At 72.9% G+C, this 20,238-nt stretch carries 18 protein-coding genes; 7 read left to right on the top strand and 11 right to left on the bottom strand.

All coding sequences use genetic code 11. From position 1 onward, the window contains the following. Positions 1-68: 68 nt before the first annotated feature. The 5 genes from AEQ27_RS18350 to AEQ27_RS10120 are packed head-to-tail and all read right to left on the bottom strand — an operon-like array spanning position 69 to position 6,496. Positions 69-830 (bottom strand): hypothetical protein, encoded by a 762-nt coding sequence (locus tag AEQ27_RS18350; protein ID WP_235451053.1) that lies wholly within the window; start codon positions 828-830, stop codon positions 69-71. Beyond that, positions 827-3,235 carry a glycoside hydrolase family 2 TIM barrel-domain containing protein gene (locus AEQ27_RS10105; RefSeq protein ID WP_082383433.1) on the bottom strand — a complete coding sequence of 803 codons (2,409 nt, stop codon included), beginning with the start codon at positions 3,233-3,235 and terminating at the stop codon, positions 827-829. The genes AEQ27_RS18350 and AEQ27_RS10105 overlap by 4 nt, the downstream gene beginning before the upstream one ends. Next, positions 3,232-4,203 carry a carbohydrate ABC transporter permease gene (locus AEQ27_RS10110; RefSeq protein WP_082383434.1) on the bottom strand — a complete coding sequence of 324 codons (972 nt, stop codon included), beginning with the start codon at positions 4,201-4,203 and terminating at the stop codon, positions 3,232-3,234. Before AEQ27_RS10110 ends, AEQ27_RS10105 begins: the two co-directional genes overlap by 4 nt. Continuing rightward, a complete protein-coding gene (locus tag AEQ27_RS10115) occupies positions 4,200-5,162 on the bottom strand; it encodes a carbohydrate ABC transporter permease (RefSeq protein ID WP_054146539.1) in 963 nt (320 codons plus the stop codon). Before AEQ27_RS10115 ends, AEQ27_RS10110 begins: the two co-directional genes overlap by 4 nt. Further along, positions 5,159-6,496 carry an ABC transporter substrate-binding protein gene (locus AEQ27_RS10120; RefSeq protein ID WP_054146552.1) on the bottom strand — a complete coding sequence of 446 codons (1,338 nt, stop codon included), beginning with the start codon at positions 6,494-6,496 and terminating at the stop codon, positions 5,159-5,161. The genes AEQ27_RS10115 and AEQ27_RS10120 overlap by 4 nt, the downstream gene beginning before the upstream one ends. A gap of 110 nt (positions 6,497-6,606) precedes the next feature. On the opposite strand from AEQ27_RS10120, the gene AEQ27_RS10125 reads away from it, so the two are divergent. The 3 genes from AEQ27_RS10125 to AEQ27_RS10135 are packed head-to-tail and all read left to right on the top strand — an operon-like array spanning position 6,607 to position 8,502. After that, positions 6,607-7,278 carry a TetR/AcrR family transcriptional regulator gene (locus tag AEQ27_RS10125; RefSeq protein ID WP_152970306.1) on the top strand — a complete coding sequence of 224 codons (672 nt, stop codon included), beginning with the start codon at positions 6,607-6,609 and terminating at the stop codon, positions 7,276-7,278. Further along, positions 7,275-8,084, top strand: coding sequence for an alpha/beta hydrolase (locus AEQ27_RS10130; protein ID WP_054146540.1), 810 nt, complete (start codon positions 7,275-7,277; stop codon positions 8,082-8,084). The genes AEQ27_RS10125 and AEQ27_RS10130 overlap by 4 nt, the downstream gene beginning before the upstream one ends. Positions 8,085-8,136: 52 nt before the next feature. After that, positions 8,137-8,502 carry an NAD(P)H-dependent oxidoreductase gene (locus AEQ27_RS10135; protein ID WP_054146541.1) on the top strand — a complete coding sequence of 122 codons (366 nt, stop codon included), beginning with the start codon at positions 8,137-8,139 and terminating at the stop codon, positions 8,500-8,502. Here the strand turns inward: AEQ27_RS10135 and AEQ27_RS10140 are convergent, their stop codons facing one another. Together AEQ27_RS10140 and AEQ27_RS10145 are read right to left on the bottom strand one after the other, a co-directional pair. Further along, positions 8,503-8,886 carry a cupin domain-containing protein gene (locus tag AEQ27_RS10140; protein WP_054146542.1) on the bottom strand — a complete coding sequence of 128 codons (384 nt, stop codon included), beginning with the start codon at positions 8,884-8,886 and terminating at the stop codon, positions 8,503-8,505. It lies immediately after the preceding gene. A 105-nt stretch (positions 8,887-8,991) separates the two neighbouring features. After that, positions 8,992-10,023: an alcohol dehydrogenase catalytic domain-containing protein gene (locus AEQ27_RS10145; RefSeq protein ID WP_054146543.1), complete on the bottom strand. Its 1,032-nt coding sequence runs from the start codon at positions 10,021-10,023 to the stop codon at positions 8,992-8,994. A 79-nt stretch (positions 10,024-10,102) separates the two neighbouring features. Here AEQ27_RS10145 and AEQ27_RS10150 point away from each other — a divergent pair, with 79 nt between their 5' ends. Next, the gene (locus AEQ27_RS10150) at positions 10,103-10,624 is read left to right on the top strand and encodes a DoxX family protein (protein ID WP_054146544.1); all 522 of its coding nucleotides are present in this window, start codon (positions 10,103-10,105) and stop codon (positions 10,622-10,624) included. 101 nt (positions 10,625-10,725) lie between these two features. Further along, the gene (locus tag AEQ27_RS10155) at positions 10,726-12,849 is read left to right on the top strand and encodes an ATP-dependent DNA helicase RecQ (RefSeq protein ID WP_054146545.1); all 2,124 of its coding nucleotides are present in this window, start codon (positions 10,726-10,728) and stop codon (positions 12,847-12,849) included. An 81-nt stretch (positions 12,850-12,930) separates the two neighbouring features. Here the strand turns inward: AEQ27_RS10155 and AEQ27_RS10160 are convergent, their stop codons facing one another. From AEQ27_RS10160 to AEQ27_RS10170, 3 genes are all read right to left on the bottom strand, one after another. Next, positions 12,931-14,517 carry an NAD(P)/FAD-dependent oxidoreductase gene (locus AEQ27_RS10160; RefSeq protein ID WP_054146546.1) on the bottom strand — a complete coding sequence of 529 codons (1,587 nt, stop codon included), beginning with the start codon at positions 14,515-14,517 and terminating at the stop codon, positions 12,931-12,933. Continuing rightward, the gene (locus AEQ27_RS10165; protein WP_082383435.1) at positions 14,514-15,515 is read right to left on the bottom strand and encodes a zinc-binding dehydrogenase; all 1,002 of its coding nucleotides are present in this window, start codon (positions 15,513-15,515) and stop codon (positions 14,514-14,516) included. Before AEQ27_RS10165 ends, AEQ27_RS10160 begins: the two co-directional genes overlap by 4 nt. Positions 15,516-15,720: 205 nt before the next feature. After that, positions 15,721-17,298 (bottom strand): cation:dicarboxylate symporter family transporter, encoded by a 1,578-nt coding sequence (locus AEQ27_RS10170; RefSeq protein ID WP_082383436.1) that lies wholly within the window; start codon positions 17,296-17,298, stop codon positions 15,721-15,723. Positions 17,299-17,471: 173 nt separating this feature from the next. Here AEQ27_RS10170 and AEQ27_RS10175 point away from each other — a divergent pair, with 173 nt between their 5' ends. Next, positions 17,472-19,232: a sensor histidine kinase gene (locus AEQ27_RS10175; RefSeq protein WP_054146548.1), complete on the top strand. Its 1,761-nt coding sequence runs from the start codon at positions 17,472-17,474 to the stop codon at positions 19,230-19,232. Continuing rightward, positions 19,229-19,942, top strand: coding sequence for a response regulator (locus AEQ27_RS10180; protein WP_235451054.1), 714 nt, complete (start codon positions 19,229-19,231; stop codon positions 19,940-19,942). Before AEQ27_RS10175 ends, AEQ27_RS10180 begins: the two co-directional genes overlap by 4 nt. A 42-nt stretch (positions 19,943-19,984) precedes the next feature. Here the strand turns inward: AEQ27_RS10180 and AEQ27_RS17805 are convergent. After that, positions 19,985-20,238 (bottom strand): hypothetical protein (locus AEQ27_RS17805; protein ID WP_054146549.1); only part of this gene is annotated, 254 nt, incomplete at its 5' end.

Below are 20,238 nucleotides of genomic sequence, written 5' to 3' on the forward strand. Positions count from 1 at the left end.
GGAGGCGGCAGCACGCAGGACGGGCGGGTCCGACGCGGACCCGCCCGTCCTCGGCGGTGGCAGCGCTGCTACAGCGCGCTGAACTTCAGGCGCAGCTGGTGAGCCCCCGGCCGCAGCACGTGCCGCGAGGCCACGTCCGGCCCGCACGCCCGCGACCCGACGCCGTGCTGGGCGGCGTCGAGGTACAGGTAGGTGCGGTCGCTCGCGGGCAGCTCGTGCGGGTGCTCGGCCACGCCGATCTGCTGGGCCGTGTGGCGGCTCAGCGTGAAGCCCGGTCGCTCGCCCGTGGCGCTCGGCACGGCCTCGACCCGCAGCCACGGCTGACCGGCCGGCCCGAGGTCGAGCGTGCGGAGGTCGCTGCGGTGCCCCGTCTCTTGCGGGCGGGCGTACCCGGCCGACAGGTCGTCGACGCCCGACTCGTAGCGCCCGACGAACGCCGATTGGCGGCTGTCCGGGTACGACTCGCGCGGCCCGGTGCCGAACCACGAGGCGTGGTCGACGTCGCCCGGCAGGTCGAAGCGCACGCCGACGCGGGGCCAGACCATGTCCCACCAGCCGGTGGGCACGATGTCGACCGACAGCCAGAGGTCGTCACCGACCAGCTGCCACTGCTCGTCGGTCGTCACGGCGTTGCGCGTGTCCGCGGCGGCGTAGCGGGTGCGCACCCGGACCGAGCCCGGGGCGACGCTCACCGACTCGACGCGCGCGGTCAGCCGGTCGAGCCCGGCGAGCAACCAGGTGTCCTGCGAACTCGGCAGCACGCCGACCTCGTACAGGTCGACGCGGTGGCGGTTGCGCATCACGTCGCGGTCGCGGTCCTTCGGCGTCATCCACTCGCCGCGGTCGTTGTCGGTCGGTGCGCGCCACAGCTCGAGGCGGGCGCCGTCGCCGGGGCGGCCGGCCCGCGCCCCCGGGGGTCGGTCGTCGGACGGGGCGGGGCGGGCGCGCCCCGCCCCGAGGAAGCAGAGCCCGAGGAGGCGCGGGCCGCGCGGTCGCGCCCGTCGCCCACGACCGCGGGGCGAGGTGTCGCGACCTGCACCGGTGCCGGCGTGAGGTCGAGCTGCTGGGTCGAGAGCACGTGACCCGCCTCCGCCCACACGGTGGCGTCGGCCAGCTCGGCCGTGACCGTGAGCCAGGTCTCGCCGGTGCCCGACACGGGCACCTCGGGCAGCGAGACGAACACCGTCTCGTGGGCGGCCAGCGAGCCGCCCTCGAGGCCGACCACGTCGAGGGTGCCCGAGCGCGCCTCCTCACCGTCGTGCGAGGCGACCCAGCGGAAGACGACGTCGGAGGCGTCGGCCGAGTGCCGCAGGTTCGACACGACGAGCACCGGCGCGCCGTCGACCGTGGGCGACTCGAAGCGCAGGCGGATCGGGGCGACGACCTGGGCCCACTCGTACAGGCCGGGCGACGGGGTGTCGTCGCTCAGCACCATGCCGTCCATGACGAAGTTGCCGTCGTGGACGACCTCGCCGAAGTCGCCGCCGTAGCCGAAGTACTCGACACCGTCGGCCGTGTGCGTGCGCAGGCCGTGGTCGCGCCACTCCCAGACGAAGCCGCCGTGCAGGCGCGGGTAGGCGTCGACCAGGTCCTCGTACTCGTCGATCGCCCCGGGGCCGTTGCCCATCGCGTGGACGTACTCGCAGAGCAGGAACGGCTTGGAGCGCTGCCGCGCGGCCTCGGCCGGCGTGCAGCCCAGCAGCGGGACGGACTCGTCGCCCGCGCCGCTGGCGCGCGTCTCGTCGATCCACGAGTACATGCGCGAGTAGACGTCGGTGTAGGCCCCCGTGTAGTCGCCCTCGGAGTGCACGGGACGGCCGCCGTCACGGGCGTGCGTCCAGGCCGCCATCGCCGCGAGGTTGTGCCCCGTGCCCGCCTCGTTGCCGAGGGACCACAGGACGATGCTCGGGTGGTTCTTGTCGCGCTCGACGGTGCGGACCATGCGGTCGACGTAGGCGTCGTGCCAGGCCGGGTCGTCGCTGGGGTTGCCGATCCACTCCTGGCGTTCGAAGGCGTGGGTCTCGAGGTCGCACTCGAGGACGACCCAGAAGCCCAGCTCGTCGGCGAGGTCGAGGAGGCGCGGGTGCGGCGGGTAGTGCGAGGTGCGGATCGCGTTCACGTTGAACCGCTTCATCTGGGCGAGGTCGCGGCGCGACCACTCCTCGTCGAAGACGCGGCCGCGGTCGGGGTGGGTCTCGTGGCGGTTGACGCCGGGGCAGGCGGCGCGGCGGCCGTTGACCCCGGACTGGTCGCCGACGATGCGGGCGGGGCGGAAGCCGAGGCGCCGCGAGATCGTCTCGGCGCCGCCCGTGCTCGAGACGGTCGCGTCGTAGAGGCGCGGGGTCTCGGCGCTCCACGGCTCGACCGCGTCCAGCTCGACCGGCGCGACGTCGGCCGCGGTCGCCCAGGTGACCTCGACGCCGAGTTCGGGCACCGAGAGCGTGACCGGGTACGCGGCCTCGCCGGCGGTGATCTCGGGGACGATCACCGCGCCTCCTCGGTTCTGACCGGCCGTGCCGTGGAAGGGAGTCTGCAGCCAGACGTCGTCGAGGCCGCCGACCGGGCGGGCCTGCAGCGTGACGCTGCGGAAGATGCCGGGCAGCCACCACTGGTCCTGGTCCTCGACGTAGCTCGACGCCGACCACTGGTGCACGCGCACCGCGATGACGTTCTCGCCCGGGTGCAGGGCGTCGGTGACGTCGAACTCCTGGGCGAGGCGGCTGCCGACGCCCATGCCGGTCTCGACGCCGTTCAGCCACACGACGTAGCGCGACTCGACGCCGTCGAAGCGCAGCAGCACGCGCTCGGCTCCGTCGAATGACGACGGCAGCTCGAAGGTGCGGCGGTGGGCGCCGGGCGGGGTCGCGGCGGGCACGGAGGGCGGCTCGGTCGGGAACGGGAACTGCACGTTGGTGTAGATCGGGGCGCCGCGCGAGCCGTCGCGGCCGAGCACCCGGTGCGACGGCACGTCGATCTCGCCCCAGGACGAGTCGTCGAGGTCGACCGCGCCGACTCCGTCGACGGGCTCACCGTCGGGCAGCGCGCCGCGCCCGCCGAGCGTGCCGGGGGCACCGGGCAGCAGGCGGAACGACCAGGTGCCGTCGAGCGAGAGGGTCGGGGCGTCGGTGTGCAGCCAGGAGCGCGCCGGGGTGCGGGCGCCCTGTCCGGGGCCCGTGTCGGTGAGGTAGTCGGTGGAGACGGTGGGAGTGGTGCCGGTGGTGGTGCTGGGGGTCACTTGACGCTTCCTTCGGTGAGGCCGCCGCGCCAGAAGCGCTGGAGGACGACCATGGCGATGACCAGCGGGATGATCGACAGCAGCACGCCGCCGGTCGTCAGCTGGTAGAACTCGGGCAGGCGGTCGGTCTGGCTGAGCCAGTTGTTGAGGCCGAGCGTGACGGGGAACTTGTCGACGTCGCTCAGCATGACCAGGGGCAGGAAGTAGTTGTTCCAGATGCCCACGAGCTGGAACAGGAACACCGTGACGAGCGCCGGGGTGAGGATGCGCAGTCCCAGCGTGTGGAAGATGCGCAGCTCGCCGGCGCCGTCGAGGCGGGCGGCCTCCATCAGCGACGTGTCGACCGTGGCCTGCGCGTAGATGCGGCAGAGGAACAGGCCGAACGGCGACACGAGCGACGGCAGCAGCACGCTCCAGTACGTGTTGGCGATGCCCATCTGGCTGAACAGCAGGAAGAGGGGCAGGGCCGTGGCGGTGCCGGGCACCAACACGCCTCCGAGGATCGTGCCGAAGACGACGTTGCGGCCCCGGAACTCGTACTTGGCGAGGGCGTAGCCGCCGGCCGCGGCGAAGTACGTCGCGATGAGGGCGCCGACGCCGGCGTAGAGCACCGAGTTGAGCACCCAGCGCACGAAGATGCCGTCGCCGTAGGTCAGCACCTGGCCGAGGTTGTCCCAGAGCGAGAACGTCGGCGCGAACCAGAAGCCGAACGTGCCGAACAGGTCGGGCGTGGTCTTGGTCGCCGCGACGACGACCCAGTAGACCGGCACGAGGAAGTACAGCGCGACGACGACCAGGATCGCCGTGACGATGATGGTGGACGCCTTCGAGCGACCGGCCGTGCGGTCGGGGCCGGCGCTGCGGGCACGGCGGCGGGCGGGCTTCTCGGCACCCCGCCCGCGTCCCTGGGCCGTGACGATGGACTCGGTCTCGGTGGCGTGCTCGGCGCCCTTCGTCGAGAGGCTCATTTCTGCTTCCTGTTCGTGATGCTGAGGAACGTGATCGACAGCGCGAACGCGACGAGGGCGATCAGGACCGACTGGGCGGCCGCGACGTTGTAGTCGTTGTAGGCGAAGGCCGTCGTGTACGCGCTGAGGTTCGGCGTGTACTGGCTGTCGATCGCCGGCGAGACGCGTTGCAGCACCTGGGCCTCGGCGAACAACTGGAGGGTGCCGATGATCGAGAAGACGGCGGTGAGCAGCAAGGCCGGGCGGATCAGCGGCAGCTGGATGCTGAACGCGACGCGCAGCGAGGAGGCGCCGTCGACCTTGGCGGCCTCGTACAGCTCGACCGGGATCGACTTCAGCTGGGCGATGATGATCAGCATGTTGTAGCCGGTGTAGCTCCAGGTCACAATGTTCGCGATCGACCAGAGGACGGTGTTCGCCCCGAGGAAGTCGGGCGTGACGCCGAAGACCTCGCCGATGTCGATGATCGGGCTGAGACCGGGCACGTAGAGGAACGACCAGAGGATCGTCGCGATGACGCCGGGCACGCCGTACGGCAGGAAGTACGCGGCACGGAACACGCCCGGCCACTTCGCCGACGCCGACTCGAGCAGCAGCGCGAGCACGGTGCAGAGGATCAGCATGACCGGCACCTGAACGATGCCGAAGAGGAACATGCGGCCGATCGAGGCGACGAAGTTGGGGTCGCCGAGCACCTGTGCGTAGTTGTCGAAGCCGGCGAACCCGCTGGTCACGCCGCCCTCGCCGAACAGGCCGCTGCGGGTGACCTTGGTGAAGCTCGAGAACACGGCGATCACGATCGGGATCACGAAGGTCAGCGCGAACAGCGCCAGGAACGGCGCGAGCAACACCCAGGGCGCCCGCTTGACGGCGCCCTTCGAGCTGCTGCGGCGAGGACCCGAGGAGGCGCGGGTCGAGTCGGTCACGGCCTCGGGCCGCGTGTCGGTCGCGGCGCTCATGCGTTCGCCTTCCGGATGGTGAGGCCCTTGTTCTGGAAGACGGCCATGATGTCCTTCTCGGCCTGCGCCACGGCGTCGACGAGCGTGCCGCCCGACGCCTTGCCACGGAAGCCGTCGCTCAAGATGTTGAAGGACTGCTGGGTGATGGGCCACCAGCTCCAGTCCTGGTTCTGCGAGGACTCCTTCGTGGCGGGCACGAAGACCTCCTGGTTGTAGTTCTGACCGCTGAAGAACGGGCTGGGCTGCTCGCGCAGCGAGCCGACGACGTCGCGCGCCGGCGACCAACCGATGCCGCAGAACTCGATGAGGGCGTTGATGCCCTCGGGGGTCGTGGTCATCCAGACGGCGAAGTCGAGCGCCTCTTGGGGGTGCTTGCTGTTCGCCAGGATGGCGGCGGTCGAGCCACCGAGGAAGCTCGAGGCGTAGCCGGTCTGCCAGGTGGGCAGCGGGGCGCACTTCCACTTGCCCTCGGCGCCGCTGACGCCCTCGATCAGGGCGTCACCCCACGATCCGGTCGCGACCGACGCGATGGTGCCCGCGCTGGCGGCCGAGAACCAGGCCGGCGTGTAGGCGCCGTAGGCGGTCGTGACGATGCCGTCGTCGATCGCCTTGTCGAAGAAGCGGGCGACGGTGAGGGTCGCCTCGTCGGTCATGTCGATGACCCAGCCGTCGTCCTCGGCGCGCAGCCACGAGGCGCCGGCCTGGGTGGCGTACGCGGCGAAGAGCGAGGCGTCGGCGAGCGGGAACGAGTCCATCAGCACGCCGGCCCCCTTCAGCTCGGCACCGACCGCGGCCCACTCGTCCCACGTGGTGGGGACGGCGGCGCCGACCGTGTCGAAGACGGCGGGCTGGTAGAACATGCCCATCGGGCCGCTGTCCTGCGGGATCGCGTAGATGCCGTCGGTGTAGCTGACCTGGTTCCAGAGCGTGGGGTCGTAGAGGTCCGCGTACTGCTCGGCGCCGTAGCGCTTGAGGTCGACGACGCCGTTGGCGAGCAGGAACTCGGGCAGCGAACGCAGCTCGACCTGGGCGATGTCAGGGCCGGCCCCCGCGGCGAGCGCCGAGTACAGCTTCTGGTAGCCGCCCGCGTTGCCGCCGGGGATGAAGACCGTCTCGACCTGGACGCGTGACTGGCTCTTGTTGTAGAGGGCGGTGACCTGGTCGAGGCCCTTGAGCCAGGCCCAGTATTGCAGCTTGACGGGGCCGTCGGCCGGCGGGATGGTCGGCAGGGAGTTCACGGAGGTCGTCCCGGGTGTGGCGCAGCCGGCGAGCATGGCAGTGGCGCCGGCGGTCACCCCCAGGCCGAGCAACTGCCGTCGGGAAATCGGGCTCATGTTCATCTCACTTCGTCGTGGGGCCGTGGCGTGAGTGACGCTAACACAAATTCGAGTGGTCGTTCGATTTTCACCTGCGGGGTGCCTGGGAGGTCGTAGAGTGGCCGATCATGACGACCATCGGCCCCCCCGCGAGTGCCTCTGGGGCCGGAGGCCCGGGCCCGTCCGGTTCCGCTCGTCCCGCGCGCCGCGGGCCGTTCGCGAAGTCGGCCGAGCGGCGGGCCTCGATCGTCGACGCGGCCTTCGAGGTGTTCTCGACGAAGGGTTATGTCGGCGGCTCCCTCCGTGACGTGGCCGAGGTGGTCGGCATGAGCCAGACGAGCCTGCTGCACTACTTCCCGTCGAAGAGCGCCCTGCTGCTCGCCGTGCTCGAGCGACGTGACGCGGTCTCGGACCGCTCGGCCGCGCCTCCGGACTGTGGGGGTCTGGTCGAGACCGTCCTCGGGCAGGCTCGGCACAACGAGACGGTGCCCGGGCTCATCGCGTTGTACGCGGTGCTGGCGGGCGAGGCGGTCCCCACCCACAACCCCCGCAGCGGCCACGCCCCCGGACGCTTCGAGCGTCTGCGTGCCGAGGACGGCGACGCCCCGCGAGCCCCGGAGGCGCGGGGCCGGTCGCGCCCCGGGGCCGCCCCCGCCCGGGCGGCGCCCGGACCCGTGGCCCTGTGGGACGGCATCCAGCTGCAGTGGCTGCTCGACCCGGGACGCATCGACGTGGTGCAGCAGCTGCAGGACCACCTCGACCTGCTGATCCTGCCCGGCGACGCGGTCGACCCCGCGTGAGCGGCATCGTCCCCGTCGGGTCCGCCGTGCCCGTCCGCTGGTACGAGCCGTGGCCGGGGTCGACGGGGTCGCCCGGGCCGACGCTGCTGTGGCTGCACGGCGGCGGGTTCTTCCGCGGGGGGCTCGACCAGCCGGAGGCGCACGACGTCGCTCGGTCGCTCGCCGCACGCGGGGTGAGGGTCGCGACGGTGGACTACCGTCTCGCGCCTCCCCCGGGGCTCGGCCTCGTGGCCGGTCGGTCGATGCCGTCCCGGGTGCGGTACCCGGGGGCACTCGAGGACGTCCTGTCGGCCTATCGCGAGGTGGGCGACCGGTCGCCCGGGGGTGTGATCGTAGGAGGCGCGAGTGCGGGGGCGTGTCTGGCCGCGGCGGCCACCCTCCGCACGATCGACGACGGTCGTCCTCCGAACGGCGCCGTCTTCGCCTACGGCTTCTTCCACGCCGCACACCCCCGGGTGGCGGAGGTGCACCACCGGTCCCGTGGTCACCGTGGCCTGAGCCACGCGAGGTGGGCCCTCGATGCGATGAACCGCAACTACACCGGGTCGCGCAGTGCACTGGCCGACCGTCTCGCCTTCCCGGGCGGTCACACCCTCTCGGGTTTCCCCCGGACACTGGTGGTGAACGCCGAGCGCGACAACATGCGCGCTTCGGGCGACCTCTTCGCCGTCGAGCTCGCCGACGCGGGGGTCGACGTGCGGCACCACGTCCTGCCGGGCACCCGCCACGCGTTCTTGAACCGGCCCGGGCTGGCCGAGTACGCCCAGGCCGTCGCGCTCGTCGCGGAGTGGACCCGCGGCGGCTAGCCTGCCCTGCCCTGCCGACGGGTCTCCAGGGGGTCCGGCTTGACCGGTCGCCGTGAACACGCTCATCGTCACCGCCCACCCCGATCACGAGTCACTGACCGCCGGTCTCGCCCGGCGACTGGAGCAGGCCCTGCCCCCGGACTCGGTCGAGGTCGCCGATCTGGCGGCGGAGGGTTTCGACCCGCGCTTCGGCACCGCGGACCGTGAGGCCTACCGTGGCCACGGCGACGCTCCCGCCGACGTCGTGCGCGAGCACGGGATCGTCGACTACGTGGGTGCCCGCCGCGGGACGACGGTCGTCCTGCACGAATCCGAGCGGGACGACGCCGCCGCCCGGGACGCCCTCGTCCTCGGCCCCGTCGACAGGGTCGCCCGCGCCGTCCTCGAGGCCGCGCCCCGCGCCTCCTCGGCGTCGTAGTCAGCGGAAGTCGCCGACCTGGCGGTCGACGGGCACGGTGCGATCGACGACGACGTCACCGGTGTGGGCCGTCGTGGTGGTCTCGACGAGGACGATCTCGACCTCCTCGTCGGCGACGGGGTTGTGCCCCACGCCCCGCGGCACGACGTAGAACTGGCCCGGGGTGAGGACCACCTCGTGGTCGTCGGGGAGCTGGATGCGCAGGGTGCCCGAGACGACGAGGAACATCTCGTCCTCGGCCTCGTGGGCGTGCCACACGAGTTCGCCGAGCAGTTTCGCCACCTTCACGTACTGGTCGTTGACCTGCCCGACGACCCGAGGCGTCCAATGGTCGGTCACCTGTCCGAGTTCGGCCGCGACGTCGATTCCCTGGCGAGCAGTCATGGGGCCATTCTCCCCGGACAGGCGGGCTCGTACTTCACGCTGATCGGCATGCTCTGCCTGATCCGGCTGAGCATCGCCGACCTGCGGCGGCTGAGGTGGGTCGGGTCAGAACACGGCCACCGTCATCCCGGGCGTGACCGCCGGCCGGTCCATGGCGGCCAGGGCGTCCGGCAGGTCGTCGAAGGTGATCGTGCGGCCGATCGACTCCTGCGGTCGCAGTCGACCCGCGACGACGTCGTCGATCATCGCGGCGTACTCGCCGACCGAGATGCCGTGGCTGCCCAGCAGTTCGAGCTCGTCGGCGATGACGCGGCCCATCGGGATCACCGGGGCGGCCTCCTCGTCGAGCAGCAGGCCCACCTGGACGTGCCGACCCCTCGGTCGGAGGGACGCCACGGACGCCGCCGACGTCACCCGGCTGCCGAACGCGTCGAGCGCCACGTCTGCCCCTCCGCCGGTGAGGGCTCGCACCCGGTCGACGGCGAGATCGTCCATCCGGACGACCTCGGCGCCCAGCGCCGCGGCCCGCTCGAGCGCTGCCGGGGAGATGTCCGACGCCACGACACGGGCACCGGCGGCGACCGCCACGGCGACCGCGGAGAGACCCACTCCACCGCAGCCGAAGACGGCCACCCGTTCCCCCGCCTCGACCCGCGCCCGGGCGTGCAGCGCGTGGTACGCCGTGCCGAATCGGCAGCCGAGCGCCGCCGCCTCGACGAATCCGACCTCGTCCGGCAGGGCGATGACGTTCACGTCGGCGTGCGGGACGACCAGGGACTCGGCGTACGACCCGGGAAGCGTGAAGCCGGGCTGCTGCTGACGGGAACACACCTGGGTGGCTCCGGCACGGCACTGGTCGCACGTGCCGCACGCGAAGACGAAGGGGGCCGTCACGCGGGTCCCGACGACGACCCGGGCGACGTCGGCGCCGACGGCCGTCACCACGCCCGCGAACTCGTGACCCGGCACGTGCGGAAGGCGCACCGAGTCGTCGTGGCCCTTCCAGGCGTGCCAGTCGCTCCGGCACACCCCCGTGGCCGCGACGCGGACCACGACACCGTGAGCCGGCGGCACGGGTGCCGGGAGGTCGACGATGGTCGGAACCGACCCGAACTGGTCGTACTGAACGGCGCGCATCCCCCGATCCTGACACGAGCGGGCGGACCGGACACCCCCACCGCGGACGGTGAGGGCCCACACCGGGTAGGAACGGTGCATGAGCCTCGCATCCACCCTCCCCCGCCTGACCGTCGGCGGCTTCTTCGTCGGCCACGGACTCCAGAAGCTGACCGGCGCCTTCGACGGGCCGGGTCTCGCCGGCACCGAGCAGATGATGGCGGGCACGGGAATGCACCCCGCAGCCCGCAACGCCCGCCTCGTCGCCGTCACCGAGACCGCCGGCGGCGCCGCCCTCGCCCTCGGCGCGGCGACCCCGCTCGCCGCCGCCGGCATCGTCGGCACGATGGTCACCGCCGTCCGCAAGGTCCACCTCGCCAAGGGCCCGTGGGTGACCGAAGGGGGCTACGAGTACAACGCCGTCCTGATCGCCGCCGCCGCAGCCCTGGCCTCCGGCCCCGGCGGCCCGTCGGTCGACCAGCTCTTCGGAAAAAAGTCGTGGGGTGCCGGAGGAACGGTTTTCGCCCTCGTCGCCGGCGTCGCCGCCTCGTTCGTCGCGGTCGAGCTGGGCAAGCGGGCGACTCCCCCGGCCGAGCCGGGCTCGGACTCCTCGGAGGGCTGACCCCCTCCTCGTCTCGTCCTCAGGGCGCGACCACCCGGTGACGGGTGGTCGCGCCCTCCGTCCGTCAGGCGGGTGACGGTGGGCTCTGCGACCATGGGCGCATGACACCGACGCGCACCGCGCCCGACAGCGCCGCCGAGGCCCTCGGGCTGCTGCGCGCGCTCACCGGGCGCGCCGACGCCGCCTTCCACGACGGGCAGCTCGAGGCCATCCGAGCCCTCGTCGCCGATCGTCGCCGGGCCCTCGTCGTGCAGCGCACCGGGTGGGGCAAGTCCGCGGTGTACTTCATCGCCACCCTGCTGCTGCGCCGGCGCGGCACCGGCCCGACCCTGCTCGTGTCGCCCCTGCTGGCCCTGATGCGCGACCAGGTGGCCGCCGCCGCCCGGGCCGGGGTCCGGGCCGTCGCGGTCAACTCGGCGAACGCCCACGAGTGGTCCGACGTCCAGCAGCAGCTCGTCGACGACGAGATCGACGTGCTGCTCGTCTCCCCCGAGCGACTCAACAACCCGCGGTTCCGCGACGAGCAGCTGCCCGTCCTCATCGCCCGGCTCGGCATGCTCGTCGTCGACGAGGCGCACTGCATCTCGGACTGGGGCCACGACTTCCGACCCGACTACCGTCGCCTCGCCGACCTCATCCGCACCCTGCCCACGGGCGTGCCCGTCCTCGCCACGACCGCCACGGCCAACGCCCGCGTCGTGGCCGACGTCGCCGAGCAACTCGCCGTGGGGCCCGGCGACGAGGTGCTGACGATCCGTGGGTCGCTGGCCCGCGCCTCCCTGCGTCTCGGGGTGTTGCAGCTGCCGACCTCACGAGACCGTCTGGGGTGGCTGCTGAGCCACCTCGCCGACCTGCCCGGCAGCGGCATCATCTACACGCTCACCATCTCGGCGGCCGACGACACCGCCCGACTGCTGCGCGAGGCCGGGCACGACGTGCGGTCGTACTCCGGCCGCACCGACCCCGAAGAACGCGAACAGCTCGAACAGCGCCTCAAGGGCAACGACCTCAAGGCCCTGGTCGCCACGAGCGCCCTCGGCATGGGCTTCGACAAGCCCGACCTCGGCTTCGTGATCCACCTCGGCGCACCGTCGTCGCCCGTCGCGTACTACCAGCAGATCGGCCGTGCGGGTCGTGCGACCGACAACGCCGACGTGCTGCTGCTGCCCGGCACCGAGGACGCCGAGATCTGGCAGTACTTCGCCACGGCCTCCATGCCGTCCGAGTCACGGGCGGCGGCCGTGCTGGCCGAGCTGAGCGAGACGCCGCTGTCGACGCCCGCCCTCGAGGCGCGGGTCGACGTCAAGCGCACCCCGCTCGAACTCATGCTCAAGGTGCTCGACGTCGACGGCGCCGTCCGCCGGGTGCAGGGCGGCTGGGTGAGCACGGGCGAGCCCTGGGTCTACGACGCCGAACGCTACGAGCGCATCGCCGCCGCCCGGGTGGACGAGCAAGAGTCCATGCTCGCGTTCGAACGCGGTGAGACCTGCCGCATGCAGATGCTGCAGGTCGACCTCGACGACCCGGCCGCCGAGCCCTGCGGGCGGTGCGACGTCTGCGCCGGCGCCTGGTACCCGACCGACATCGCCGGCGAGGCGGCGACGTCGGCCGCGAGCACCCTCGACCGGGTCGGCGTCGAGATCGACCCCCGGGCCCAGTGGCCCACGGGTGCCGACCGGGCCGGAGTGGCCGTCAAGGGCAAGATCCCCGACGGCGAGCGGGTCGAGCCGGGTCGTGCGCTCGCCCGACTGACCGACCTCGGGTGGGGCAACACCCTGCGCGAGGTCTTCGCGGCGAACGCCCCCGATGCTCCGCTGTCGAAGCACCTGCTCGACGGGGTCGTGCGGGTCCTGAAGGAGTGGCCGTGGGCCGAGCGGCCCGTGGGCGTCGTGGCGATGCCGTCGACGTCACGGCCGCGGCTCGTCGGGTCCCTCGCCGAGGCGATCAGCACCGTCGGGCGGCTGCCGCTGCTCGGCACGCTCGGCAACGCCCGCCCCTCGGCCGGTCGCGGCCAGGGCGGCAACAGCGTCTACCGACTGGCCGACGTCTGGCAGTCGTTCGAGGTCGGCCCCGAGCTGGCCGCAGCCCTCGCCGAGGTGACCGGCCCGGTGCTGCTCGTCGACGACCTGGTCGACAGCCGCTGGACGGTCACGGTGGCCGGGCGCGAGCTACGCCGTGCCGACGCCCCCGCCGTCCTGCCCTTCGCCCTCGCGGGGGTCGGCTGAGTCCGGTGACCTCGTCCGGGGCTCCCGGGTCGCAGGCGACGAGGGGCGCGACGCCGCGGGCCGCTCAGCCGTCGACGAGCATCACCGACCGAACTGCATGCCGTCCCGGGTCACGGTGCTGTGTCGCATCAGCCAGACGTCGCGCGGATAGTTCTGGTGCATCCGCCACGGCGACCGTGACCCCTGCCGGGGCATCAGGTGCACCCCACGTGACACGTAACCGCTCGTCAGGTCGATCAACGGGCTCGTCGGCCCCGGCCGCTCCGGCGCGATCGGCACCGCCGACCGGTAGCCGTGCCGGTCGAGATGGCGCAGCAGCCGGGCGACGTAGTGCACGACGAGGTCGATCTTCAACGTCCACGACGCGTTCGTGTAGCCGATCGCGAACGCCAGGTTCGGCACCCCCGAGAGCATGAATCCCTTGTAGGTCAGCCGCGTCGCCGGATCGACCTCGACCCCGTCGACCGACAAGCGCATGCCGCCGAACAACAGCAGGTTGAGCCCGGTGGCCGTGACGACGACGTCCGCGGGCACCTCGTGAGCCCGCTGGCCGTCGCGACCCGCGACCCGGACCCCGCCGGGCGTGAACGAGTCGATGTCGTCGGTCACGATCGACGCCGACCCCGAGCGCAGCGCCCGGAACAGGGCCCCGTCCGGGGTGATGCAGAGGCGCTGGTCCCACGGGTCGTAGCTCGGCTGGAAGTGCCGGTCGACGTCGAAGTCGTCCGGCAGGCGCCGGGCCACCTGGGCCCGGAGGAACGCCTTCATCTTCTCGGGCGACCGTCGACTCGTCTGGAAGCTGAGCAGCGCCATGCCGATGCTGCGCCACCGGATCAGCCGGTCGTCGACCGCCTGCGGCAGCAGCCGACGCCAGGCCCGGGGCTCCTTCCGACGCGAGGGCAGCGAGAGCACGTAGGTCGGTGACCGCTGCAGCATCGTCACCTGCTCGGCACTCTCGGCGAGGGCGGGCACCAGCGTCACCGCCGTCGCCCCCGACCCGATGACCACGACGCGCTTCCCCGCGACGTCGAGGTCCTCCGGCCAGTGCTGGGGGTGCACGACGCGACCGGCGAACGACTCCTGCCCCGGGAACGCCGGCGACCAGCCCTCGTCGTAGCGGTAATAGCCCGAGCAGACGAACAAGAACGAGCACGTGAGGGTGACGCGACGGGACGCCGGGGCGGGGCCCGCGCCTCCTTCGCTCGACGCGTCGTCGGCGGCGGGCGACCCGCCCGGCCCGGCCGCGCTCGCGACCTCGATCGTGACGGTCCACCGGGCCTCGGCCGACGACCAGTCGGCCGCGACCACGCAATGCCCGAAGCGGATGAGCCCGGCGACGCCCGTCTCGTCGGCCGTGTCGCGGACGTAGTCGCGGATGGCTGCTCCCGGGGCGATCGCCCGCCGGTCGCGCCAGGGGCGGAACCCGTAACCGAGGGTGAACATGTCGCTGTCCGAGCGGACACCCGGGTAGCGGAACAAGTCCCAGGTGCCGCCGACCGCGTCGCGCGCCTCGACGACGGCCAGGCTGCGCCCGGGGAAGTCACGGCGCAACTGGGCCGCCACCCCGACACCGGACAGGCCCGCCCCGACGACGAGCAGGTCGACGTGTTCGGCGAGGCGATCGTTGCCCTCGTTCGGAGCCGAGGAGGCGCGGGGCGCGTCGTTCACGGGACCAGCACGATCCGGATCGGGTCGCCTTCCTTGCGCTCGAGCATCTGGACCGCCCGCTCGGCCTCGGCCAACGGCACGGTCGCGCTGACCGACTTCGAGAAGTCGAGCCTCCCCCGGGCCGTCAAGGCGACGAGCGTCGTGACGTCGGCAGGCTCGGAGCCGTAGTGGCCGAGGACCTGCTGCTGCAGGAAGCTGAACCTCGTGCCGTCGGTGATCGTGATCGGCTTGTCCGACAGGCCGACCAGGGTCAGGCGTCCGCGGTAGCCGAGGCAGGCGATGGCCTGCTCACGCACGACGGGCACGCCGGCGAAGTCGAAGGCCCGGGCGAGGCCCCGGCCACCGGTCGCGCGGCCGAGCGCCGTGGCGAAGTCCGGGTCGGCGGGGTCGAGTGCGAGGTCGGCGCCGAAGTCGAGGGCCCGGTCCCGCGCACCCGGCAGGGGGTCGACGGCGATGATCGGCGCGGCCCCGAGCAGGGCGAGTAGTTGTACGGCGTGGGCGCCGAGGCCGCCGATGCCCCACACCCCGACCGCCGTGCCGGGCCGGGGGTCGGCCGTCGTGGGGGGCGCCGCCCACGGTGTCGACACCGCGTCGGGGATGAAGCAGGCCTGCTCGAACGGCAGGGAGTCGGGGATCGGCACGACCGTGTCGGCGCGGGCCACGGCGAACTCGGCCCAGCCGCCGTCGTAGTCGACACCGCGGGTGTGGACCTGACCGTCGCGCTCCTCGCCGGCCTGCAGCAGGACGCGGTCCCCGACGGCGACGTGCGTGACGCCCTCGCCCACCTGGTCGACGGTGCCGGCGACCTCGTGGCCGAGGGTGACGGTGTCGCCGGGCAGGTGCAGCGGCGTGAGCGAACCCTGGATCAGGTGCACGTCGCTGAGACACACGCCGGCGGCGGCGACGGCGATGCGCACCTGCCCCGGGCCGGCGTCGGGGGTGGGCACCTCGGTGACCGAGAAGTGGCGGGTGCTGACGTCGAGGCGTCCGGCCAGCATGGTGGCTCCGTCCTGCGGGGCCCGGTCGGTCGGCTCTGACCGCGGGGCGTGACCGCACATCGGGTGCGACGGTACGCCGTCCCCGCCGATGTTGCACACTGCACCCGCGGCGGTCCGGTGGGCGGACGGCGAGACCCCGGGAACGCGCCGAGACCCCCGCACGCGCACGGGGGTCTCGGTGACTTCCTGGGGTCCGAGCCGCGCCCTACCCGCGGCGGGGCTCGTCGTCGGCGGGGGCGTCGGCGGGGGGCTCCCCGGCCCGGCGGCCGTCGGTGCCGACCATGGCGTGCAGCGAGCCGGTCGAGATGCGGTCGGGCGAGGTGCCCTCGAGCGAGCCCAGCCCACCCGTGCGTCCGTCGAGCAGGCGCGCTCCGGCCCGGTCGGCCGAGTCGGCCGGGTCGGCCGGGTCGGAGACCGAGGCCGAGGAGGCGCCGTGCCCGTCCGCGTTCATGGTCGCCTCGTCGAAGGGCGCACGACCCGACAGCACGGTCTCGACGCGGTCCTTGTCGATCTGCTTGGTCCACGTTCCGACGAGGATCGTCGCGACGGCGTTGCCGGTGAAGTTGGTCAGCGCTCGCGCCTCGGACATGAACCGGTCGATGCCGACGATCACGCCGACGCCGTCCACCAGGTCGGGGCGGTGTGCCTGCAGGCCTCCCGCCAGGGTGGCGATGCCGGCCCCCGTGACGCCCGCGGCCCCCTTCGAGGCGATCATCATGAACAGCAGCAGCGAGACCTGCTCGCCGACGTTGAGCGGCGTCCCCATGGCGTTGGCGATGAACAGCGACGCCATGGTGAGGTAGATCGCCGTGCCGTCGAGGTTGAACGAGTAGCCGGTGGGCACGGTGATGCCGACGACCGGCTTCGAGACGCCGAGGTGCTCCATCTTGGCGATGAGGCGGGGTAGAGCGACCTCGCTCGACGACGTCGAGACGATCAGCAGGTACTCGCGTCCGAGGTACTTCATCACCCGGAAGATGTTGACGCCCGTGGCGAGCTTGAGGATCGTCCCGAGCACGACGGCGACGAACAGGATGCAGGTGATGTAGAACGCGACCATCAGGGTGCCGAGCGCCACGATGGCGGCGACCCCTGTCTCGCCGACGACCGCGGCGATGGCGCCGAAGGCACCGATCGGGGCGACCCACATGATCATCGCGAGGATGCGGAACACCAGCACCTGCAGGTTGCGGACGCCCTCGAGGATCGTCGTGCCGCGATCGCCCATGCGCTGCAGCGCGAAGCCGACGAGCAGCGCCACGAACAGCGTCTGCAGGATGGAGCCGCTGGTCAGCGACGACACGAGCGTCTCGGGGATGATGCCGAGCAGGAACCCTGCCGTGCCACCGGCCTCGTCGGTGGCGGGCGCCTCGTACCCGGTCGAGCCGATCATCAGGCCCTCGCCCGGGTGGATCAGGTTGCCGACCACGAGGCCGATCGCCAGGGCGAAGGTCGACATCGCGATGAAGTAGCCGAGCGCGAGCCCGCCGACCTTGCCGACCGTCGCCGCCTTGGCGATCGAGCCGACGCCGAGCACGATGGTGCAGAAGATCACCGGCGCGATCATCATCGAGATCAGCGAGACGAAGGCGGTGCCGATCGGCTTGAGCTGCACGGCGACCTCGGGGGCCGTGAGGCCGACGACGATGCCGGCCGCGACGGCCACGATCACCGCGATGTAGAGCCAGTGCGAGCGGTCGATCCGACGTCGGGCGCGGACGCCGCCCGCCGTCGTCGTTCCGCCGGGGGTGGGGGTCTGCGGGCCCTTGTGCGTCTTTGCCATGGGGGTCTTCCTCGAGCTCGTGACCGGCGGCGTCGTCGTCGACGGTCGTGCGGGGTTCGTTGCCGCGACTCTGGTCGGTCGCCGGGTGGGCGTCGACGTTGTGGTCATACTGGTCGCGCCGGTCGTGCGTCATGATGGAGCCCGGCCGCAGCGCAGCGAGGAGCCCGCCCGAGATGACCGTCGATCCCACCCGGTGGAGCATCGCCACCCGGCTGTTCGCGCTGCTCGTGGTCTTCGTCGTCGCCGTGACCGTGCTCGCGACGGCCTGGACGGTCCGTTCGGCCCGCGACGACGCCGACCGCTCCGCCGCGCGGGCCTGCCTGGCCCTGGCCACCTCGATCGCCGACAACCCGTACGTCGTCGACGCCCTCGGGACGTCCGACCCGAGCGCCCGTCTGCAGCCCTACGCCGTGGCCCTGATGAGCGACACGTCGACCGACTTCGTCACGATCATGCGGCCCGATCGCACCCGTCTGACGCACCCCGATCCCGACGAGATCGGCCGCCCGTTCGTCGGCACGATCGCGCCGGCCCTGCGCGGGGAGTCGTTCACCGAGACGTACGCCGGCACCCTCGGTCCGTCGGTGCGCGCGGTGGTGCCGATCGAGAGCGACGGCGAGGTCGTCGCCCTCGTCTCGGCCGGGGTCACGGTCGACACCATCACGCAGTCGGTCGGCGAGCGGCTGCCGCTCGTGTTCGCCGCCGCCGGGGCGACCGTGCTGCTCGGCGGCGTCGTCTCGTGGTTGCTCAGCCGGTACCTGCGGCGGGTCACCTGGGGTCGCGGCCCCGAGGAGCTCGCGCGGATGTTCTCCTACTACGAGGGGGTGCTGCACTCGGTGCGTGAGGGGCTCGTGCTCGTCGACGACCGCGGCCGGCTGACGCTCTACAACGACCAGGCGGCCGAACTGCTCGACCTGCCACCCGGGGGCATCGACGCCCCCGTCCCGCTCGCCGAGCTGCAGCTGCCCGCCTCGCTGCGCGAGCTGCTCGCCTCCGGACGCCGCGCCTCCGACGCGGGGCACGTGACCGACGACCGCGTGCTCGTCGTCAACCAGGAGCTCACCGAGCCCACCGACGGCCCGCCCCGCCCGGCGCCCGCGACCGGTCGAGGAGGCGCGGCACCGGCAGGAGGCGCGGCGTCGGTGACCGGCGCGGCCCGCCCGCGCTCCCGGCGCACGCTCGGGACGGTGACGACCCTGCGCGACCACACCGAGCTGACCCACCTCACGGGCGAGGTCGAGACGATGCGCACCCTTTCGGACGCGCCCCGCTCGCAGACCCACGAGTTCTCGAACCGGTTGCACACGATCGTGTCGCTGATCGAACGCGGGCGCGGTGACGAAGCGCTCCGGCTCGCGGCCGACGAGCTCGACCTCGGCCAGCGACTCGCCGACCGGGTCGTGGCCTCGATCGACCCGCCGACGCCCGCCGCCCTGCTGCTCGGCAAGGCGGCGCAGGCCCGTGAACGGTCGATCGAGCTGCGCGTCGACGTCGAGCCCGACCTCGGGACGATCGACGTCGAGCCCGGCGACCTCGTCACGATCCTGGGCAACCTCGTCGACAACGCCTTCGACGCGGTCGCCCCGACGCTCGACGGCGCCCCTCTCGATCCCGCCGCTCCCCCGGCCCGATCGCCGCGGGTCGAGGTGACCGTCGCCCGGGCCGAGGGCGGCGTCCAGCTCGACGCCGAGGACGCCGGTCCGGGACTGGGCGACGTCGAGCTCGCCTTCCGCCGCGGGTTCCGCACGAAGCCGGCGGCGCCGGGCGGGCGCGGCGCCGGCCTCGCGCTCCTGCGTCAGGCCGTGGGTCGGGTCGGGGGTCGCCTCGACGTCGCCACGGGACCCGACGGGACCACCTTCTCGGTGCTGCTGCCCGACCGACGGCCGGACGACGCCGACGCCACCGCCCGACGTCGGGGTGGGGTGCGGTCGTGACCCGCGCCTCCTCGTCCGGCGACCGGGTGCGCGTGCTCGTCGTCGAGGACGAGCCCCTGACCGCGGAGGCGCACGTCGCCTACCTCGAGCGGCTGGACGGTTTCGAGGTGGTCGGCCGGGCCCGCGACGGACGCGAGACCCTCGACGCGGTCCGCGCGGCCGGCGGGCCGGGCGGAGCCGGCCTCGACCTCGTGCTGCTCGACATGAACCTGCCCGACACACACGGCCTGCAGCTCTGCCGGGCGCTGCGCTCCGCGGGTTCGACCGTCGACGTCATCGCGATCACGGCGGTGCGCGACGCCGCCGTCGTGCGCACGGCGGTGTCGCTCGGCATCGTCCAGTACCTGATCAAGCCGTTCACCTTCGCGACCTTCGCCGACCGGCTCGGTGCCTACCGGTCGTTCCGCGACTCGCTCGCCGCCGGGCAGGGGCAGGTGACCCAGTCGGACGTCGACTCCGGATTCGCCACCCTGCGCCGGGCACCGGCACCGGCGTTGGCCGAGGGCCTCGCCCCGGCCACGCTCGGGCAGGTGGTCGCGGTGCTGCGTCGAGGCGGGTCGCCGTCCGCCGGTGAGGTGGCCGATGCCGCGGGGGTGTCGCGGGGGACGGCGCGCCGGTACCGCGAGCCCCTCGCCGACACGGGGGCGGCGACCCGTGAACCCCGCTACGGCAGCCCCGGGCGACCCGAGCACGGCTACCGCTGGAACTGACGGGCCAGGAATGCCCGACGGTGCTCGGCGGACGCCCGGAGCTCAGCGCCGGACGAGTCGTGCGATCTCGGGCAGCACCGCGAGGGTGCCGGACGCCCCGTGCTGGTCGGGGTCGAGGGCAAGACGCCTCAGTCCGGCACGGGTGTACGTGCCGACGTCCGCCACGAAGTCGGCGGGCGCACGCCAGACCAGGCGGTCGGCCGACGACGCGTCGAGGCCGCGGGCGAGGGCGGCGGCCCGGGCGCGTTCGGGCGAGGCGAACGCGAGCAGGGTCGGGGTGCCCTCGTCGACGACGG

This window comes from Frigoribacterium sp. RIT-PI-h (assembly GCF_001297205.1).
GTDB lineage: Bacteria > Actinomycetota > Actinomycetes > Actinomycetales > Microbacteriaceae > Frigoribacterium.

Coding starts and splice junctions, on each gene's coding strand:
- AEQ27_RS18350 (WP_235451053.1), bottom strand. CDS start 830: ATGACGCCGAAGGACCGCGACCGCGACGTGATGCGCAACCGCCACCGC.
- AEQ27_RS10110 (WP_082383434.1), bottom strand. CDS start 4,203: ATGAGCCTCTCGACGAAGGGCGCCGAGCACGCCACCGAGACCGAGTCC.
- AEQ27_RS10115 (WP_054146539.1), bottom strand. CDS start 5,162: ATGAGCGCCGCGACCGACACGCGGCCCGAGGCCGTGACCGACTCGACC.
- AEQ27_RS10120 (WP_054146552.1), bottom strand. CDS start 6,496: ATGAGCCCGATTTCCCGACGGCAGTTGCTCGGCCTGGGGGTGACCGCC.
- AEQ27_RS10125 (WP_152970306.1), top strand. CDS start 6,607: ATGACGACCATCGGCCCCCCCGCGAGTGCCTCTGGGGCCGGAGGCCCG.
- AEQ27_RS10140 (WP_054146542.1), bottom strand. CDS start 8,886: ATGACTGCTCGCCAGGGAATCGACGTCGCGGCCGAACTCGGACAGGTG.
- AEQ27_RS10145 (WP_054146543.1), bottom strand. CDS start 10,023: ATGCGCGCCGTTCAGTACGACCAGTTCGGGTCGGTTCCGACCATCGTC.
- AEQ27_RS10150 (WP_054146544.1), top strand. CDS start 10,103: ATGAGCCTCGCATCCACCCTCCCCCGCCTGACCGTCGGCGGCTTCTTC.
- AEQ27_RS10155 (WP_054146545.1), top strand. CDS start 10,726: ATGACACCGACGCGCACCGCGCCCGACAGCGCCGCCGAGGCCCTCGGG.
- AEQ27_RS10165 (WP_082383435.1), bottom strand. CDS start 15,515: ATGCTGGCCGGACGCCTCGACGTCAGCACCCGCCACTTCTCGGTCACC.
- AEQ27_RS10170 (WP_082383436.1), bottom strand. CDS start 17,298: ATGGCAAAGACGCACAAGGGCCCGCAGACCCCCACCCCCGGCGGAACG.
- AEQ27_RS10175 (WP_054146548.1), top strand. CDS start 17,472: ATGACCGTCGATCCCACCCGGTGGAGCATCGCCACCCGGCTGTTCGCG.